This is a genomic window from Escherichia sp. S10b, assembly GCF_028421345.1.
Lineage (GTDB): Bacteria > Pseudomonadota > Gammaproteobacteria > Enterobacterales > Enterobacteriaceae > ECMA0423.
This window is the reverse complement of record NZ_JAHZSO010000081.1, coordinates 1-3,310: the sequence shown is the minus strand read 5'-3', so window position 1 is coordinate 3,310 and position 3,310 is coordinate 1. Positions and strand designations below refer to the sequence as shown.

Annotated in this window: 2 protein-coding genes and 1 pseudogene; all 3 read left to right on the top strand. The window is 47.5% G+C overall.

Going from position 1 to position 3,310, the window contains the following annotated elements; genetic code table 11:
- Positions 1–2,689: conjugal transfer mating-pair stabilization protein TraG (gene traG / locus FTE26_RS07085; protein WP_272457525.1), on the top strand; the 2,689-nt coding region annotated here is incomplete at its 5' end.
- Positions 2,686–3,195, top strand: a complete 510-nt coding sequence (gene traS, locus FTE26_RS07080) for a conjugal transfer entry exclusion protein TraS (RefSeq protein ID WP_031943494.1) — start codon at positions 2,686–2,688, stop codon at positions 3,193–3,195. The genes traG and traS, both read left to right, overlap by 4 nt.
- Positions 3,196–3,208: 13 nt before the next feature.
- Positions 3,209–3,310 (top strand): annotated as a pseudogene (locus tag FTE26_RS07075) (complement resistance protein TraT); the annotation flags it as partial.

The window sequence follows — 3,310 nt, the reverse complement described above, 5'->3', positions numbered from 1 at the left end:
GATGTGGGTACAGCGGCACAACGTGATGGATTTGCTGGGCTGGGTGGCCGTGTTTGTGCTTATCAGCCTGCTGGTTAATGTCCGCACATCGGTGCAGGTTATTGATAACAGTGACCTGGTCAAAGTTCACCGGGTGGATAATGTGCCGGTCGGACTGGCGATGCCACTTTCACTGACGACCCGTATCGGGCATGCAATGGTGGCCAGTTACGAGATGATCTTCACGCAACCGGACAGTGTCACCTACAGCAAAACGGGGATGCTGTTTGGCGCAGAACTGGTATCAAAAAGCACCGACTTTTTGTCCCGGAATCCGGAAATCACCAATCTTTTCCAGGATTATGTGCAGAACTGCGTGATGGGGGATATTTACCTGAACCACAAATATACGCTGGAGGAGCTGATGGCCTCCGCTGATCCCTACACGCTGATTTTTTCCCGCCCCAGCCCGCTGCGGGGCGTTTATGACAGCAATAATAATTTCGTAACCTGTAAGGACGCGTCGGTTTCGCTGAAAGACAAGCTGAATCTGGACACACAGAGTGGCGGAAAAACCTGGCATTATTATGCCCAGCAGCTATTTGGCGGACGCCCTGATCCTAACCTGCTGTTCAGTACGCTGATTGGCGACAGTTACAGTTACTTCTATGGCTCAAGTAAATCAGCCAGCCAGATCATCCGCCAGAATGTCACCATCAATGCGCTGAAGGAGGGGATCACCAGTTATGCCGCACGTAATGGTGATTCGGCCAGCCTGGTGAATCTGGCCACCACGTCATCGATGGAGAAACAACGTCTGGCACATGTATCAATCGGTCATGTGGCGATGCGGACACTGCCCATGACGCAGACCATCCTGACGGGGATCGCCATCGGTATTTTCCCGCTCCTGGTACTGGCGGCTGTCTTCAACAAACTGACGCTGTCCGTCCTGAAAGGCTATGTGTTTGCCCTGATGTGGTTGCAGTCATGGCCAATGTTGTACGCCATTCTGAACAGCGCCATGACATTTTATGCAAAGCAGAATGGTGCACCGGTGGTGCTCTCGGAAATTTCACAGATACAGCTGAAATACTCCGATCTGGCTTCCACTGCCGGGTATCTTTCCATGATGATCCCGCCATTATCCTGGATGATGGTCAGGGGGCTCGGGGCAGGATTTTCCAGTGTGTACAGCCATTTCGCTTCCTCTGCTATCAGCCCGACCGCCAGTGCAGCAGGCAGTGTGGTTGACGGTAATTACTCCTACGGCAACATGCAGACGGAGAACGTTAACGGCTTCAGCTGGAGCACCAACAGCACCACGTCGTTTGGTCAGATGATGTACCAGACCGGCAGTGGCGCAACCGCCACACAGACCCGTGACGGTAATATGGTGATGGATGCAAGCGGAGCGATGTCCCGGTTACCGGTCGGCATCAATGCAACGCGTCAGATTGCGGCGGCACAACAGGAAATGGCCCGGGAAGCATCGAACAGAGCAGAAAGTGCCCTGCATGGGTTCAGCAGCAGTATTGCCAGTGCCTGGAACACGCTCAGTCAGTTTGGTTCTAACCGGGGGAGCAGTGATTCTGTCACCGGTGGTGCTGACAGCACGATGAGTGCACAGGACTCCATGATGGCCAGCCGTATGCGCAGTGCAGTGGAAAGCTATGCGAAGGCGCATAATATCAGTAATGAGCAGGCGACTCAGGAACTGGCATCAACAAGTACCAGGCTATCTGGTGGAATGTATGCTGATGCTCATGCTGAATGGGGGGTTAAACCTAAAATTCTTGGTGTTGGTGGTGGGGTAGGCATCAGAGGTGGATTTAAGGGGAGCCTGGATGCAACGGATGATGACTCACATTCAGCAAGTAGTGGCAGCAGGGCTACCCATGATGCTCGCCATGATATCGATGCTAAAGCCAGTAAGGACTTTAAAGAGGCCAGCGATTACTTTACCAGTCGCAAAGTCAGTGAATCCGGCAGCCATACTGACAATAATGCCGATTCCCGCGTGGACCAGTTGTCTGCAGCCCTGAACTCAGCGAAACAGAGTTACGACCAGTACACGACGAATATGACCCGCAGCCATGAATATGCTGAAATGGCATCCCGTACTGAAAGCATGAGTGGGCAGATGAGCGAAGATTTGTCGCAACAGTTTGCACTGTATGTGATGAAACACGCACCGCAGGATGCCGAAGCTATTCTGACAAACACCAGTTCACCGGAGATTGCAGAACGCCGTCGGGCGATGGCATGGTCTTTTGTTCAGGAACAGGTGCAGCCTGGTGTTGATAATGCCTGGCGTGAATCCCGTGGGGATATTGGTAAAGGAATGGAGAGCGTACCTTCGGGTGGTGGCAGCCAGGATATTATTGCTGACCATCAGGGGCATCAGGCCATTATTGATCAAAGAACGCAGGACAGTAATATCCGTAATGATGTAAAACATCAGGTTGATAATATGGTCACAGAATATAAAGGGAATATCGGAGATACTCAGAATAGTATTCATGGCGAAGAAAATATTGTAGACAGACAATATTCAGAGTTAAAAAATAATCACAAACAGGAAGAAATTCAACAAAACAACAGATATAATGAAGAAAATAAACGACAGAAATTAATGCCAACACCGTCTGAAGATGCATTAAAACAGATGGTGGATGATAAGAAAGAACGATTGAAGGGGCCATTATGATCACTCACTATGATATAAAAATGGAGATGCAAAAACTAAAGGAGGTACTCTCTGTAGAGGGTGTTAATATCCCATCATTATTACAAGTCATAAAGCCGGGAACTTATGTGTTTTTATGGATTTTATTATGGCCAACTTTTCTGCGTTTAGTATCGGTTAAAAGTGATGTCAGGGATGTTGGCTTTGATATATGTGCTAGTGTAATGATGGGGTTCCTGCTTTTTGTGGCTATTACAAATGGAATGATGTTATACCTTGCGATTCCTGATAGTTTCAGAAAGGATTCAAAAATAATAAATTTTATGTATTCTAAGAGTAAGACATATATTTTGTTGTTTTTGATTGTTTTTTCTATGGTTTCGTTTATGCATTCTATCTTATATGTTTTTGCACTAATGATTACATTCATATTATTTTTCTTGGTGTATACCATAGATATAAATCGTTATAATCTCTCAGCTATTGCCTCAGTAATAGGACTGTTCAAAAAAGAGTCTGTTAGTTAAAAGGATATTTTGGATGAAAACAAAAAAATTGATGATGGTTGCACTGGTCAGTTCCACTCTGGCCCTTTCAGGGTGTGGTGCGATGAGCACAGCAATCAAGAAGCGTAACCTTGAG

Coding starts and splice junctions, on each gene's coding strand:
- traS (WP_031943494.1), top strand. CDS start 2,686: ATGATCACTCACTATGATATAAAAATGGAGATGCAAAAACTAAAGGAG.